Genomic DNA, 14,765 nt, shown 5'->3' on the forward strand with positions numbered 1-14,765 from the left:
CATTTGATACATTTATAAAAAATTAAAATCAAAAAACTATGCGAAAAATTATTTTAAGTGTGATACTTATCACAATTCTGGTATTATCCATTTTTTCAATTCATTTTCTTAGTGAATCCAAAACATTAGGAGCTCATGTTATTGAATTAAAACTAGACACAGGAGACACAGCGTGGATGATTGTAGCAACCGCCCTCGTATTATTAATGACGCCAGGACTTGGATTCTTTTATGGAGGAATGGTTGGCAAAAAGAATGTCATCAGTACTATGCTGCAAAGCTACATGGCAATGGTCGTGGTAACAGTATTATGGGTTCTAATTGGATTTGGATTATGCTTTGGACCGTCAATTGGAGGTATTATCGGAGATCCGTCCTCAAACTTATTATTCAATAATGTAAGCGCCAACACTGCTTGGGAATTGGCTCCGACAATCCCAATGATTTTATTTGCTTTATTTCAGGCTAAATTTGCGATTATCACACCGGCTTTGGTTACGGGAGCTTTTGCAGAAAGAGTTCGTTTTTGGGCCTACCTATTATTTATGGTCTTATTTATATTAGTTGTATATGCTCCATTATGCCACATGACTTGGCATCCTGACGGATTATTCTTTGGATGGGGAGTATTGGATTTTGCAGGAGGAACTGTAGTACACATGAGTGCTGGATGGGCTGCTCTTGCTGGAGCAATCTTCTTAGGAAAAAGAAAAGTTCAAAAGACTAACCCTGCCCGTATTACTTATGTATTATTAGGAACTGGTTTATTATGGTTTGGATGGTTTGGATTCAATGCAGGTTCTGCTGTAGGATCTGGAAGTCTTGCTGCACAGGCATTAGGAACTACAACTGTAGCTGCTGCTGCTGCTGCAATGGGATGGGTATTCCTAGATAAAATTATGGGACACAAACTTTCTGCAATGGGAGCTTCTATCGGTGCAGTAGTTGGATTAGTTGCTATCACACCTGCTGCCGGATTTGTAAGCATTCCTCACGCTATGGCAATAGGTATCATCGCAAGTATTGTAAGTAATCTTGTTGTAAGCAAATTTCCTAAAGGAAAAATTGATGATGCTTTGGATGTATTCGCCTGTCACGGTGTCGGCGGTATGGTAGGTATGCTTTTAACTGGTGTTTTTGCTTCAAAAGCTGTTAACCCAATCGTGGGTGATAACCAAGGTTTAATTTTCGGAGATCCTACTTTGTTTTTAATTCAATTAAAAGCATTAGTTATCGTTTCTATATTTGCTTTCACTGCTTCTTACGCTTTATTCTTTATTGTGAATAAAATCACTCCATTAAGAGTTACTGAAGAAAAAGAAGAACTAGGATTAGACATCTCGCAACACGGAGAATATTTATAAAAGTCAAATATCAAATACTACAAATTAACACTCTGGAATTTATTTTCAGAGTGTTTTTTTTATGCCTATCTGCCAATGTTTTATTTACAAATTTTCTTCAATAAACTGTTATCTTAGCCAAAAGAAGCCATACAAAAATATTTGGCATAGAAACACATACGCCACAAAACAAATAAACCAGAGAAAATTGCAATGAGCAGCAGAAAAAATATTTTTATACTAATTGGAAGTGCCGGTAAAAATTCTGTAAACGAAAAATTAACTGATATTTTCATCCGTTTAACTAAAGACGTTTTCAGTTTTACTGTATTTAAAGATTTGAAAATACTGCCTCATTTTGATCCGGAACTTTCAGCAGACAGCCCACCTGAAGCAATAACTGAGTTCAGAAATAACATTAATAAAGCTGATGGCTTATTAATATGTACTCCTGAATATGTTTTTAGCATCCCAAGCGGATTAAAAAATGCAATTGAATGGTGTGTTTCGACAACTGTTTTTTTAGACAAGCCAACTGGACTTATAACTGCCTCTGCAAGCGGAGAAAAAGCACACGAAGAACTACAGCTTATTATGAGAACTTTGATGTCCAAATTCACTGATGAGACTACTTTATTGATTCAAGGCGCGAAAGGTAAAATTAACGAGCAAGGACAGCTCACAGACGACAAAACAAAAGAAGATTTACTAAGATTTATCGATGCTTTTACAACATTAGTAAATCTCTCTTAAAAAAAACATTCCACCAAAAAGCTAATTTTTAATTACTTCTTAGTGGAATGCTTTTATAAATCTTGCATCTAAAATTATTTCTTAAAATTTGAAATACCAGCTTTTAGCCAAGTCTCATATTCTTCAACGCTTACATAACTAATTGTTGGCTGTTTTTCATTCAGATTATTTCCCTGCAAATCAGTCAGCACATACAAAGGCTGTGTATTAGTATTATATTTAGAAATCATAAAATCAGTCCACTTATCGCCTATCGTTTCAATTTCTGCCCCTGTGGATTTGGATGTAAACTGCTCGTCTTTAGGCAATGGTCTTTTGTCATCAACATACAGGGAAATCACCACAACATCATTTTTAAGAATCGGAAGCACATTTACTGTTGACCAGACATTGTTTTCCATTCTTCGGCAATTCACACAAGCATGCCCTGTAAAATCAAGCATTATAGGTTTGTTTACCGTTTTGGCATATGCCAGTCCTTTGTCATAATCATCAAACACCACAATTTGATTAGGCCCTAATTTCGCTCCTTCGGGCAAAGCAGTATTTCCAGCGTTAGAACCACCAACACCCAACGGACTTTCACTATATTCCATTGGCGGCGGAAAAGCACTTATCAGTTTAAGCGGCGCACCCCAAAGACCGGGAATCAGATAAATTGTAAACGACAGAACCAGCAGCCCTAATGACAATCTTCCAACCGAAATATGCGTTAACGGACTATCGTGAGGCAGTGTTACTTTTCCGAACAAATAGAAAGCTAATGTTCCAAAAACAGCAATCCAGATTACCAAAAACACTTCTCTTTCCAGCAAATGCAATTGTAAAACTAAATCAGCATTCGATAAAAATTTAAAAGCAAAAGCCAGCTCCAAAAATCCCAGCACTACTTTTACCGTATTAAGCCATCCTCCTGATTTTGGCAACGAATGCAGCCATCCCGGGAACATTGCAAAAAGCATAAACGGCAAAGCCAATGCCAATGAAAACCCAAACATCCCAATTATCGGAGCAATTCCCCCTTTGGAAGCCGCATCAACTAAAAGTGTCCCAACAATAGGCCCGGTACATGAGAATGAAACAATTGCCAAAGCTAATGCCATAAACAGAATACCAATGATTCCGCCTCTATCAGCCTGACTATCTACTTTATTCGCCCATGAATTAGGCAGCATAATCTCAAAAGCTCCCAGAAATGATGCTCCAAAAACAATCAGCAAAACGAAGAATATAATATTGAAATACACATTAGTAGAGAGAGCATTCAATGCATCTGCCCCAAAAATCCAAGTAACAACAAACCCTAACAGTACATAAATTAAAATAATTGAAATTCCATAAATAATGGCATTTCTAATTCCTGCTGCTTTAGTTTTGCTCTGCTTAGTAAAAAAACTAACCGTCATTGGAATCATAGGAAACACACAAGGTGTGAGCAACGCAGCAAATCCAGAGAAGAAAGCTATAAAGAAAATCGACCATAATCCTTTTTCTGTGGCAGGTTTTGGCTGCTCTGCAGTTTTATTTTCAACCGGTTTTATATCTTCTTTTGCAGTTACGGTAATTGCAGCTGCCGTATCAGTTTTAACATTATCAAGTTTTGTATCTGTAACGGCTAGCTTTTCTGTTGTCACTGCTGTTGCTGCCGCTCCTGGAATTTTGAAAGTAAATTTCTTTTCCAGATTGATACAAACCTCTTTACATATCTGATAATTCAATTCTGCCTGAATAGCTGTAACTTTAGTATTTATAAGCTTTATTTCCTGCTGAATCTGAGCTTTATCATGAAAGAAAATTTCATCAACACCAAAAACATCGTTAAAAGCCTTAGTTGTCTTGCTTTCTTTGGCTTTGCCTACTAAATCAAAATTCCCTTTTTGGTCTTTAAAAATAATTTCCAGAGGCAGCGGTCCTCCGTCTGGAGTAAACTGTGAATAAATATGCCAATCCTTTTCGATTACGGCATTAAAAGTTAAAATGTAATTAGTTTCCGATTTTTTTTCAATAGATGTTGTCCATTTTGCAGGATCCAGAACTTGTGCATCTGCTTTGGTGAAAGCTAGAAAAGCAAACAGTATAAAAAGTATTTTCTTCATTATCAGTTTCTAAATTAATTCTATTTTGAGTATGTTTTTGGTCGAATTTATGGTTCTGAATCTTTCGTCTGCTCTTATTCCAATGACCCAGACAATCTGATTATTGGAACACAAAAGCCAGGTGTTCTCTTTTTCGATTAAAGACAGTTTTTCGTCTTTATAAAGCTTGCTCACTTTTTTTGACTTTCCGCCCATTCCAAAAGGCATAAATGCATCACCTGTTTTCCATTTTCGCAAAACCAATGGATACACTAATTGATCAGCGTCCACAAATATAACTGTATTTGAAGCAACAGAAATGGCAGTAACTTTAGAAAAGGCCATTTTTAAGGGAATCTTAATTTCTTTCGTACTTTCATCAATCAAAAACTCCACTTCCTCAGTTTCATCAATCGGCGATAAAATAAGAGAATCTCTGTCTTTCAGCAAACGAAAATCAGCAGCAAAAACCTGCTTGCCGGACTGGCTGTGAACCAAGTCATAAATATCATCCCAAGCTGTAAAGCCAAATTCTTTAAGCCATTGGTACAAATACGACTGATAATTGGGAAGTTTCATCAATTGATTTAAATCAAAATGAATCTGATCACCCACTTCATTTGCTACTTGCTGATACACCATAATAGCTGCATCTTCAACCATTGCCAGAGATTCCTGCAGATAGCGTTCGGTATTATGAAAGGAGGTCATGAAATTAGGATTCAGCTCTTTTAAAACCGGAATCAAATGATGACGGATTTTGTTCCGCACATATTTATCAGAGGCATTACTGCTGTCTTCACGCCATTCAACAGCATTTGCAATAGCATAATTTTCAATTTCCTGGCGGGAGAAAAACAGTAAAGGCCTTACAACTCTGTTATTCTGCACGGGAATTCCGGTCAGTCCTTCCAATCCGGTTCCCCGCGTGAGATTTATCAAAAAAGTTTCCAGATTGTCATCGGCATGATGGGCTGTCAGCAGGTAATCAAATTTTTCAGCTTCTAACAGTTCATAGAACCAATTATATCTCAATTCTCTCGCCGCAACCTGTGTTGACAATCTATAATCTTTTGCAAAAGCCTGTGTATCGAACTGTGTTACAAAAATTGGAATTCTATTTGCATCTGCATAGTCTTGAATAAATTTTTGATCTCCAAAACTTTCCATTCCCCGAAGCTGAAAATTGCAGTGAGCAATAGCAATATCATACTGCAGTTCCTGAAACAAACGCAATAAAACCATACTGTCCAAACCGCCGCTTACGGCTAGAAGCAGTTTTTTTTTCTTCAAATACGGGATTTCATTATCGATATGGTTTTGCAGAATGTTTTTCATACATCAAAAATACTGATTATTATTTAATCCAAAAATTACAAAATAGTCTGCAGATAACGCAAATATGCGTGGAATAAATAAACCATTATGAATTATGAATTTTAAATTCTATAATATGATTAGCTTACATAAAGCCTGCAAAGATTGTTGAGCGTATTTATTTGCCACAAATTGCACAAATTAATTAGTGTTGGTTTATGCAATTCAAGATAGCTTTCTTAGAACGTGAAAGACAAATACACTAAAGAGCTATAAGATATCATATCAAGCCATTCACTGCAAAACCTCATGCATCGCTTTTGCTTTCAGCAGACACTCTTCATATTCTTTTTCAGGAATAGACAGCGAAGTTATTGCGCTTCCAACCGAAAAAGACACATAGTGCTTTTCCTGATTATACAGAATACTGCGGATTACAACATTAAAATCAAAATCTCCATTGGGCGAAAAATATCCCACTGCACCGCTGTACAAACCGCGTTTGGTCTCCTCCAGCTTTTCTATGATTTCCATAGCAGCATATTTAGGAGCACCAGTCATGCTCCCCATAGGAAATGTAGTTCTGAGTGCATCGACGGGTGCATATTTCGGATCCATTTTGGAAGTGATCGTAGAAATCATCTGATGCACCTGCAAAAAAGAATAAATTCCGCAAAGCTCTTTTACAATAACAGATGCTTTCTGAGCGGTATGCGACAGATCATTACGAACCAAGTCGGTTATCATGATATTCTCTGCTCTTTCTTTAGGATCTTGTGCCAGATTATTTTTAGACAGTTCATCCTCAACAGGATCTAAAAAACGTTTTGAAGTTCCTTTTATAGGCTGGGAAATGAGAATATCGCCTTCTTTTTTAATATATCTTTCAGGAGAGGCAGAAAGCAGAAACTGCTTGTTATTCTTAAAGAAAACGGTAAACGGTGCCTGCGAAATTTCATTAAGTTTCAGAAATTTTTCCAAAGGATTTATATTGGCATTTTCTGCAAAAAATTCCATACAGAAATTAACCTCATAAACATCTCCCTGATTAATATGAGCTAATAATTTAGAAACTTTATCTAAATAATGCTGCTTTGAGATCCGTTGCTGTATCAAAACGGCATCAGCAGGAACATTTGTCTCAATTTTGTAATTAATGATGTTTTCAAAATCTTCTTCAATTTCATCATCACACATATTGAGGTACTGAATTTCCAGCTGATCTTCCTTTAGCAGAAATAATTTTTTAGGCTGAAAAAAGAATAAATCCGGAAAATCCAGACCATCAAAATTATCGGATTTTAAATGCTCTGTATCATTTTTTAAATCATATGCCAAATAACCAAATAACCAGTCTTTTGCTGTCTGCTGATATTGCTTTAAATCATCAAAAGCATTATCATAATCGGTTTTTATAGAAGTAAAAGCATCAGTGGCCAGAACACAATCAAATCTGGAATATTCATCGGAAAATGAATTACTATCCAGAAAAGTTATTTCCCGAAACTGCTGTCCCCAGCTCACCAGCTTTCGCTTAAAAGCTATTGGATCCTCAATAAATTTGTAAATAGAAGTTCTCAAAAATCAATCTGTTTATGAAATTCAAAATTACAACAAAAAATATCGCTTCTCAAGCAGAAGTTTTACAAAACTGCTAAACAAGAAATCAATGACAAAAAACATAACACCTTCAATTTTAAGATATTATTCACAATAAAAAGACTCTAAAATTAAAGATTAATAAAAAAATTAACTAAATTTGTTATGAAGATTAAGGACTTAGTTTTTCCGCCTCTAAAAACTATCAATGGTAAATGGATGAATAAGGCATTACAGCAGCAACTCCCGCTGCCCTTGAGTTATCACTTAAACATTTAACCAAAAAAAATAAAAAATATGAAAACTGCTACTTTCTTTATCCGTACAATAATTGGCTTATTGCTAGTTTTAGTATCCCTCGCCTATTTTTTTAATTTAATGCCAGATCTCTCAAGCAGCGGAGATTTTAAAGCTTTTCAATTGGGCTTAATTTCTGCAGTCTATTTAATGCCAATGGTTAAAACGGTGGAATTATTATGCGGCATTTCATTTATCACAGGAAAGTATGTTACTTTGTCAAATATTATGGTTCTCCCCGTCAGCATAAATATACTATTCATAAATTTTTTCCTAAATCCAAACGGAATACCATTAGCTATCTTTGTTTTCTCGGGTAATTTATTTCTAATCTACAGTTATTGGAAAAATTATAAAAGCTTATTCAAAGCGTAATTAGCATTTTTATAAAAGAAATCATCCATCTCAAAATTAATAGATAAGGTGATTTTTTATGCAAAAAACAATTCACCTCTGATTAAAAACAAAAAAAACGACTCGGATTTAAATCGAGTCGCTTTTTGTGCAAAATTATAAAGATTTACCGCTGTAAAAATCCTCAGTGCATTTCTATTATACGTGCAAAGCTCTGTTGTCCGTTGCTGCCAATGCTGCTTCTTTTACGGCTTCCGCAAATGTTGGATGCGCATGTGACATTCTGGAAATATCTTCGGCAGAAGCTTTGTATTCCATCGCAGTAACCGCTTCTGCTATCAAATCAGCAGTTCTGGCACCAATCATGTGAACACCAAGAACTTCATCTGTTTTTTCATCAGCAAGGATTTTTACAAATCCGTCAAGATCGGCACTCGCACGAGCACGTCCTAAAGCTTTGAAAGGAAAACTTCCCACTTTGTATTTTGTTCCCGAAGCTTTCAATTGCTCCTCAGTTTGTCCAACAGCAGCAACCTCTGGCCAAGTGTAAACCACACCAGGAATCAAGTTGTAATCAATATGAGGTTTTTGACCAGCAAGAATTTCAGCAACCATAGTTCCTTCTTCTTCCGCTTTGTGAGCCAGCATTGCACCACGAACCACGTCACCGATAGCATAAATATTTGGAACAGAAGTCTGCAAATGGTCATTCACTTCTACTTGCCCTCTATCCGAAATTTTAACTCCTGCATTTTCTGCGTTCAAACCATCAGTATAAGGACGACGGCCAACAGAAACCAAAGAATAATCTCCTTCCAGAGTAATCACTTCACCTTTTGCATTTTCAGCCTGAACGATTACGGCATCACCTTTGCGCTCAACCGATTGTACTTTGTGCGAAGTATAGAATTTCATTCCTTGTTTTTTCAGCACTTTAGTCAATTCTTTAGACAAAGCACCGTCCATTCCTGGAATAATTCTGTCCATGAATTCCACAACCGAAACGGCAGCTCCCAATCGTAAATACACTTGACCTAATTCAATCCCGATCACACCACCACCAATGATAACAAGGTGTTTCGGAACTTCTTTAAGTGCCAAAGCTTCTGTTGAAGTAATGATTCTTTCTTTGTCTATTTTGATAAAAGGCAAAGAAGATGGTTTCGAACCGGTAGCAATAATTATATTTTTAGCTTCAATAGTTTCTGACGTTCCATCCGCTTTTGCAACAGCAACGTGAGTCGCATCCACAAAAGAACCCAAACCATTAAAAACGGTAATTTTATTTTTCTCCATCAGAAAATTAACTCCTCCAGATGTCTGATCTACAACTGCTTGTTTTCGAGCAATCATTTTCTCCAAATTGATTTTTACCTCTCCAGAAACTTCAATTCCGTGATCGGCAAAATGCTTAATTTCAGCATAATGATGTGAAGACGACAACAACGCTTTAGATGGAATACAGCCTACATTTAAGCAAGTTCCGCCCAAAGTTGAATATTTTTCTATAATTGCAGTTTTGAAACCCAATTGTGCACAACGGATAGCCGAAACATATCCTCCTGGCCCAGAACCTATAATGACTACGTCAAATGAACTCATAGTATGTTTTTTATATTTTTAGTGAAGCAAAAGTAAGGAATAATGTTTTGTTTAAAGTTTAAAATTTAAGCTTTTTTGTTCGAATTATAACGATTTCTTCAAGGATTCCCCACAAACCCTTTAAATAACTCAACCAAATTCAGTAAACCGATTCTTAATTATTTTTAGGAGCAGAAATTTGGCTTTTCATCACAAGATTTGTCCCGCTTTACATTACAATCTTATAAACCGAACCCCGGTTTATAAGGATTTGCATTTCGGGGCTAGATTAGGAGCTTTTGTATTTCATAACAAAACCAATTAAATAAGTTCAAAAAGTTAACATATTAAAAGTCTGCATGATAATTTCTAATAAAAACAATAACTATATAGTTTTTTAGTTTTTGTTCCAAAGGAGTACAATCTATCCAATTTTGGTTCTATTATACTGATATAAGTTGTTATTTATATAAATTGCAGTTGTTTAAAAGAAAAATATTTATCAAAAAATTTGGGAAGAACTTTTGACGTGTCATTTTTTAAAATATGTATTATGAAAATACTCAAAACCACTATTTTTTTTATTCTCTTATCTAGCGGATTCATTGCTCGATCGCAAAGAGATGTAACATGGAGATGGGTAACAACACCATCAACTACTATGAATATAACCTTTGGATGCGGATTTTCACGCACTCCTTTTTTTGAAGGGCTTGCCGGAGTGAGAGACAAAAATGGCAAATGGGGGGGGGTTGACACTACTGAAAAATGGGTAATACCACCTCAATTTGAAATTATAGGAGAATTTTCTGAAGGCTTAGCCGCAGCCCAACAAAATAATAAATTAGGATTCATTGATAAAAAGGGAAAATGGGTCATTCAACCTGTATTTGATGGAAATCCTCCATTTGATTATTGTTATGTAAAATTTTCTGAGGGATTGGCAGGTGTTGCAAAAAACAGATTGGTTGGCTATATAAATAAAAAAGGAGAATGGCGAATCAAGCCAAAATTTCGGGGTATTGCGTATAAATTTAAAGACGGATTGGCGAAAGCAAGAGCTTTGGAGGGCTATAAGTTTGGCTATATAAATAAGTCTGGGGAGTGGGTAATCAAACCAATATATGATTGGATAGATGAATTTTCCGAGGGATTGGCAACTGTACATATAAACAAAAATGCCCAAGGTTTTAGTCAAGATAAAAGCTGTGGATTTATTGATAGGAAAGGAAATCAAGTAATACCACTCCAATATGATTTTGCTAATAGTTTTTCTGAGGGTTTAGCGAGAGTAAGAAAAAATGATAAATGGGGATTTATAAATCGAAAAGGCAATTGTATAGTTCCAATTATTTATGATTGCGTGTTGACTATTTCTGAAGGTCTTGCAGGAGTGGAGCAAAACGGAAAATGGGGTTTTATGGACACAACCGGAAAATGGATTATTAAACCTGAATTTAACAAAGCGGAAAGTTTTCATAATGGACGAGCAGAGGTAATATTGAATGGAGAAGTAGGATATATTGGGATTATTAAATAAAAAGCCCTATCGCTCGGATATGTCGGCAACGATAGAGCGGATTTGCAATCCGTTCCCACAAAGTTGAGCAATTAAAACAAGCCAAAACAAGAAAACCGTCAAAAGTCTCCCGACTTTTTCAGTGAATGATTTAGAATAGGAAGTGTTCTCACACCCCACCAAGTATGCGTATCACGCAAAAAAACAGTAAAAAACCCCAAATTTTACGTCAAAGAGCCCATCGATGGGGTTCGAGACGCCAAATTTGGGGTTATACAACCTAAAAAATGGGGTTCAAAACGCCAATTTTAGAGTTCGAGACGTAAAATTTGGGGTTGTACAACCCCAAAAATGGGGTTCAAAACGTAATCCATGGGCTTATTTGGGATAAATGATGTGGGCAAACAAAATACCCTTTCGAAAACGGGTTCCAACTCTTCCAAATGTACAAAAGTCGTCATCAAAAACTCCACAATCCCGAAAGCTTTCGGGACTGACTTTGCGTTTTTTTTAATGCACCTAATAACATAAATCAATCAAAAAGTCTCCCGACTCTTTTCGCAAAACCTTTGCAAACCAATTAATTTCAATTCTTTCTAAAAAAAGTCACAGTCACATTTTTAATAAAATTTACCTGAAAAAGTCAGGACTTTTATTAGTTTTATACTTTTAAAAATATTGAAAAATACGCAAGAACAATATGACCAAACAAGAAATAAAACAAATAGAAGAAAAACTTCTAGAACTGACAGGAGCGTTTTGCGCTCAAAAATTAGATGACGATTACTTCCAGCTATGTGAAAAATTAATCAAAAAACTTGGACGAAAAAGAGATGTCCCTTTTCAAAGAGGAAAAATTGAGATTTGGGCAGCAGCTGTCATTTATGCCATAGGGTCAATAAATTTTTTATTTGACAAATCGTTTGAACCGTATGTCACTGCAAATCAAATCAGCGACTACTTTGGAACAAAAAACGCAACAGTATCTAATAAAGCCCGTGAAATTAGGGATATGTTGAAACTGTCTCATTTTGATTCTGAGTTTTCTACACAAAATATAATGGAATCACACCCATTCAATCAAATAACAACAATGTTTGATGATTTTAACGAAATGGTAGCGGTAGATGATTTTTTTGTTTCTATATATGAATTGCCAAATGATTTACAAGAAATGGTCAGAAAGGCAAGGGCAAAAGGTGAAGATATTCATTTTCAAACAAAATAGAAATATACAAGCAAAAAGCTATTTCTAAAAAAGCAGCAAAATGAGAAAACTGATAATGTGGAACGTAATGACCCTCGACGGCTGCTTTGAAGGAAACCAAAATTGGGATTTATTCTTTAATGGTACTGTTTATGGAGAAGAGCTTGAACAATTAAGCATTGAACAATTAAATGCTGCGGATTGCATTATATTCGGGCGAGTAACCTATGAAGGAATGGCAGCCTATTGGACTAACGAAGAAGGCGAAGTTGCCGATTTGATGAATGGAATTCCAAAGATTGTTGTTTCCAAAACATTAAAATCTGCCGATTGGAACAACACAACGCTTATCAGTGAGAACGCTGCTGCCGAAATTAAAAAACTTAAAGAACAAGGAGAAAAAGACATGTATGTTTTTGGCAGTGCAAACCTTTCAGAGACTTTTATAAATGACGATCTTTTTGACGAATACCGAATTTGCATTGCACCAGTTCTTTTAGGCAATGGACAGCCACTATTCAGAGAAGGCATTGTTCCTAAAAATCTATCTCTTGTTTCAACCCAACAGCTTACAACAGGCGGAGTGATTTTAAAATATTCAAGATAAATTCACCACAATAAACAGATGTACCATTCCATTATATCTCCTTAATAAATTAGCAATTCCATAATACAAAAACGCTGCTGAAAAGCATTTCCAGCAGCGTTTTATAATACTCTCCCAAAGTCAAAGTCTATTTTCTTTCCTCTATCATCTATATTCTTTAAAAAAACCTACTCTCTATCTAAATTCAATTTACTATTCTTACGGCTGAAACCGAAATAAATTACCAATCCAATTATCAACCAAATGGTAAAGTAAATCCAGTTCCAAACACTAAGTTCAGCCATCATATACAAACAGCAGATTAAACCCAAAAGCGGAATCAAAGACAAGTTCTCTTTCCAAGACCAAAATACCAATCCAACTACCACAAATAAGAAAATCCACATCGGAATTTTGTGCTTGAATAAATCAAAACCGCTTTCGTATTTTATAGAATCCGAAATTGGCAAGCCAGCAACTACAGTAGCATATTTAGCATCATCTTCCTGATATTGGCTTAACAAATGCTCAGCATCCATTTTCTCGGTCACACTTGTTTTTCCTTCAATATGCAGCAAGTAATCATATACTTTTTGAGTTTCATCTTTATTTATGGAAGTGATGATAAATTCTGGTGCATTGATTTTGGTTTCATTGGTAATAAAATCCATAGTTGCTTTTTTGTTATAAGTAAAAGCTATGATCAAAGAAACTCCAATCAATAATGGAAAGATATATTTTGAATTAATATAAGGCGTTTTGAATTTTCCTCTCGGAATATCAGTTCTGTTCTGCAAAGCCAAAACACCTGCACAAACCAGAACAAAGGCAAACAGAGTACCGATACTGCATAAATCGGTAACCATCGTCAGGTTCATAAACAATGCTGGCACGGCAACAACAAAACCAACCACAACTGTTGCGAAAGATGGCGTTTTAAACTTCGGATGCACGTTAGAGAATTTCTTAGGCAGTAAACCATCCCGGCTCATGCTCATCCAGATACGCGGCTGTCCCATCTGGAAAACCAACAAAACACTAGCCATTGCAACCACAGCACTTACGGCAATAATTCCCGACATCCATTTTAAATCCAATTGATCAAAAACAAAAGCCAATGGATCGCCAACATCCAGTTTATCATAAGTTACCATTCCGGTAAGCACCAATGTAATGGCGATGTAAAGAACGGTACATATAATAATTGCCCACATCATCCCTCTTGGCAAATCACGCTGCGGGTTTTTGCACTCTTCGGCAGTAGTCGAAATAGCGTCGAAACCAATATAAGCAAAGAACACTGCCGAAACTCCTTTTAGCACTCCCGAAACTCCATTTGGCGCAAACGGATGCCAATTTTTTGTATCAACATAAAATATACCAACGGCGATTACCAATAAAACAATGCAAAGTTTTACTACAACCATTATGTTGCTGGCATTCCGGGATTCTTTCATTCCACGGTAAATCAATGCTGTAATCAAAACGATGATTAAAAGTGCGGGCAAATCGGCAACAAAATGAAAAGAACCAATTACTGGAGATGTTGTCCAAGCAGTATATGCATTTTGAAGTCCTGCACTTAAATTTTCAAAAGACTTCCCTCCTTCCATCAAAGCAGCAGCATCTTTGAAACCATTGGAAGCAGTTAAATAATCCATCTGTACCCATTGCGGTAAATCTATCCCTCCGCTGGAGAGCAGTCCCGTAAAATAATCACTCCAAGATATGGCGACGGTTATATTTCCTACGGAGTATTCCATTATCAAAGCCCAGCCAATAATCCATGCAATTAATTCTCCAAAAGCTACATACGAATACGTATAGGCACTCCCCGAAACTGGAACCATCGAAGCGAATTCAGCATAAGCAAAAGCGGCAAAACTACAGGCAATAGCAGTAAACAAAAACAGAAAAATTACAGCTGGGCCTCCATCAAAACTGGCTTTCCCAATCGTGCTAAAAATACCGGCACCTACAATAGCGGCAATTCCAAAAGCAGTTAAATCTTTCGTAGTCAGATGTTTTCCAAGCGCTTCATGCCCTTCTAAATTATTTTTCTCGACCTGCTTTAAAATATCCTGAACTGTTTTTTTTCTAAAAAGTCCTTTTAATGCCATGTTGTTAATTTTAT

The 14,765-nt window shown here is 36.0% G+C and carries 11 protein-coding genes; 6 read left to right on the top strand and 5 right to left on the bottom strand.

Annotated elements, in window-relative coordinates; genetic code table 11:
- Nucleotides 1–38 precede the first annotated feature (38 nt).
- Together IRZ80_RS09395 and IRZ80_RS09400 are read left to right on the top strand one after the other, a co-directional pair.
- Nucleotides 39–1,364 carry an ammonium transporter gene (locus tag IRZ80_RS09395; RefSeq protein ID WP_194641305.1) on the top strand — a complete coding sequence of 442 codons (1,326 nt, stop codon included), beginning with the start codon at nucleotides 39–41 and terminating at the stop codon, nucleotides 1,362–1,364.
- A gap of 192 nt (nucleotides 1,365–1,556) precedes the next feature.
- On the top strand, nucleotides 1,557–2,096 hold the full coding sequence (locus tag IRZ80_RS09400; RefSeq protein WP_194641306.1) for an NADPH-dependent FMN reductase: 540 nt from the start codon (nucleotides 1,557–1,559) through the stop codon (nucleotides 2,094–2,096).
- Between the two features lie 74 nt (nucleotides 2,097–2,170).
- Here IRZ80_RS09400 and IRZ80_RS20975 read toward each other — a convergent pair whose 3' ends face one another.
- The 3 genes from IRZ80_RS20975 to IRZ80_RS09410 form a co-directional block, all read right to left on the bottom strand.
- The gene (locus IRZ80_RS20975) at nucleotides 2,171–4,192 is read right to left on the bottom strand and encodes a protein-disulfide reductase DsbD family protein (RefSeq protein WP_228520853.1); all 2,022 of its coding nucleotides are present in this window, start codon (nucleotides 4,190–4,192) and stop codon (nucleotides 2,171–2,173) included.
- 9 nt (nucleotides 4,193–4,201) lie between these two features.
- A complete protein-coding gene (tilS, locus tag IRZ80_RS20980; RefSeq protein WP_228520854.1) occupies nucleotides 4,202–5,509 on the bottom strand; it encodes a tRNA lysidine(34) synthetase TilS in 1,308 nt (435 codons plus the stop codon).
- 273 nt (nucleotides 5,510–5,782) lie between these two features.
- On the bottom strand, nucleotides 5,783–7,069 hold the full coding sequence (locus IRZ80_RS09410) for an anthranilate synthase component I family protein (RefSeq protein ID WP_194641307.1): 1,287 nt from the start codon (nucleotides 7,067–7,069) through the stop codon (nucleotides 5,783–5,785).
- Between the two features lie 315 nt (nucleotides 7,070–7,384).
- Here IRZ80_RS09410 and IRZ80_RS09415 point away from each other — a divergent pair, with 315 nt between their 5' ends.
- Nucleotides 7,385–7,759 carry a DoxX family protein gene (locus IRZ80_RS09415; RefSeq protein WP_194641308.1) on the top strand — a complete coding sequence of 125 codons (375 nt, stop codon included), beginning with the start codon at nucleotides 7,385–7,387 and terminating at the stop codon, nucleotides 7,757–7,759.
- A 177-nt stretch (nucleotides 7,760–7,936) separates the two neighbouring features.
- Here the strand turns inward: IRZ80_RS09415 and lpdA are convergent, their stop codons facing one another.
- Nucleotides 7,937–9,340: a dihydrolipoyl dehydrogenase gene (gene lpdA / locus IRZ80_RS09420; protein WP_194641309.1), complete on the bottom strand. Its 1,404-nt coding sequence runs from the start codon at nucleotides 9,338–9,340 to the stop codon at nucleotides 7,937–7,939.
- Between the two features lie 532 nt (nucleotides 9,341–9,872).
- Here lpdA and IRZ80_RS09425 point away from each other — a divergent pair.
- The 3 genes from IRZ80_RS09425 (at nucleotide 9,873) to IRZ80_RS09435 (ending at nucleotide 12,652) form a co-directional block, all read left to right on the top strand.
- A complete protein-coding gene (locus IRZ80_RS09425) occupies nucleotides 9,873–10,859 on the top strand; it encodes a WG repeat-containing protein (protein WP_194641310.1) in 987 nt (328 codons plus the stop codon).
- 679 nt (nucleotides 10,860–11,538) lie between these two features.
- Entirely contained in the window at nucleotides 11,539–12,066 is a 528-nt protein-coding gene (locus IRZ80_RS09430; RefSeq protein ID WP_194641311.1) for a DUF6398 domain-containing protein, read from the top strand.
- A gap of 40 nt (nucleotides 12,067–12,106) precedes the next feature.
- Nucleotides 12,107–12,652, top strand: coding sequence for a dihydrofolate reductase family protein (locus tag IRZ80_RS09435; RefSeq protein WP_194641312.1), 546 nt, complete (start codon nucleotides 12,107–12,109; stop codon nucleotides 12,650–12,652).
- A gap of 167 nt (nucleotides 12,653–12,819) precedes the next feature.
- Here the strand turns inward: IRZ80_RS09435 and IRZ80_RS09440 are convergent, their stop codons facing one another.
- On the bottom strand, nucleotides 12,820–14,751 hold the full coding sequence (locus IRZ80_RS09440; RefSeq protein ID WP_194641313.1) for an amino acid permease: 1,932 nt from the start codon (nucleotides 14,749–14,751) through the stop codon (nucleotides 12,820–12,822).
- Nucleotides 14,752–14,765: the final 14 nt, after the last annotated feature.

The organism is Flavobacterium sp. HJJ (genome assembly GCF_015351475.1).
In the GTDB taxonomy this organism is placed as follows: Bacteria; Bacteroidota; Bacteroidia; order Flavobacteriales; family Flavobacteriaceae; genus Flavobacterium; species Flavobacterium marginilacus.

Bases quoted from the DNA above. Each gene is read 5' to 3' on its own strand.
- tilS (WP_228520854.1), bottom strand. From the start codon at position 5,509: ATGAAAAACATTCTGCAAAACCATATCGATAATGAAATCCCGTATTTG.
- lpdA (WP_194641309.1), bottom strand. From the start codon at position 9,340: ATGAGTTCATTTGACGTAGTCATTATAGGTTCTGGGCCAGGAGGATAT.
- IRZ80_RS09425 (WP_194641310.1), top strand. From the start codon at position 9,873: ATGAAAATACTCAAAACCACTATTTTTTTTATTCTCTTATCTAGCGGA.
- IRZ80_RS09395 (WP_194641305.1), top strand. From the start codon at position 39: ATGCGAAAAATTATTTTAAGTGTGATACTTATCACAATTCTGGTATTA.
- IRZ80_RS09435 (WP_194641312.1), top strand. From the start codon at position 12,107: ATGAGAAAACTGATAATGTGGAACGTAATGACCCTCGACGGCTGCTTT.
- IRZ80_RS09430 (WP_194641311.1), top strand. From the start codon at position 11,539: ATGACCAAACAAGAAATAAAACAAATAGAAGAAAAACTTCTAGAACTG.
- IRZ80_RS09415 (WP_194641308.1), top strand. From the start codon at position 7,385: ATGAAAACTGCTACTTTCTTTATCCGTACAATAATTGGCTTATTGCTA.
- IRZ80_RS20975 (WP_228520853.1), bottom strand. From the start codon at position 4,192: ATGAAGAAAATACTTTTTATACTGTTTGCTTTTCTAGCTTTCACCAAA.
- IRZ80_RS09440 (WP_194641313.1), bottom strand. From the start codon at position 14,751: ATGGCATTAAAAGGACTTTTTAGAAAAAAAACAGTTCAGGATATTTTA.
- IRZ80_RS09400 (WP_194641306.1), top strand. From the start codon at position 1,557: ATGAGCAGCAGAAAAAATATTTTTATACTAATTGGAAGTGCCGGTAAA.